General features: G+C 46.8%; 1 protein-coding gene and 1 pseudogene. Both read left to right on the forward strand.

The features are described 5' to 3' along the window. Positions 1-274, forward strand: a 274-nt coding sequence (locus tag R7190_RS27310) for a TetR family transcriptional regulator C-terminal domain-containing protein (RefSeq protein ID WP_411978093.1), incomplete at its 5' end; no start/stop codon positions are given. Positions 275-421: 147 nt separating this feature from the next. Next, positions 422-722: pseudogene (locus R7190_RS27315) on the forward strand (NADP-dependent oxidoreductase); the annotation flags it as partial.

Raw genomic sequence — 722 nt, forward strand, 5'->3', positions numbered from 1 at the left:
GCTAAGCGCCGAAGTGTCAGATTTATCGGAGCCTATGCGTATCGCACTGCGTCGAGGCGCTGATAAGACCATTCAAGCTATGGCTGAGTGTATTGATGTCGGTATCCAAGACGGCTCTATCCCAAACGGTGATAGCGCATTGTTGGCCAGACAGATTTATTATCTTTGGAATGGCGCAAGCTTACTGAACAAACTGTATCAAGATCAGGAAGCGCTCACGCAAAGCCTGACCTATACTCAACATCTACTGCAAAACACGCGTACTTGCCCATAACAAGTAACGTTAAAGTAAGATGAATACCCTACACGTGTTTCATTTGGGCTATTAACCTTTTGGAACACACTAAATCTTCCCGCTCTAAGAGCGGGATATTTTGGAACGAACACTAGACGACCGGTCTAATCTATAAGTGAGATAAACATGACTAACGCAACCAATCGTAGAATCGTCCTAGCATCACGCCCACATGGTGCTCCTACAACTGAAAACTTTCGCCTAGAAGAAGTAGCAAAACCTGTTCCACAGGCAGGAGAAATGCTTCTGAGAACGGTTTACCTCTCTCTAGATCCATACATGCGCGGTCGCATGAGCGATGCAGAATCTTATGCAGAACCAGTAGCACTAGACGATGTGATGATTGGCGGCACCGTTTGTCAGGTAGAAGCATCCAACCACCCGGACTATGAAGCGGGTGAATGGGTACTTGCGTACACAGTGGGTT

Source organism: Vibrio sp. 1078-1 (assembly GCF_033340475.1).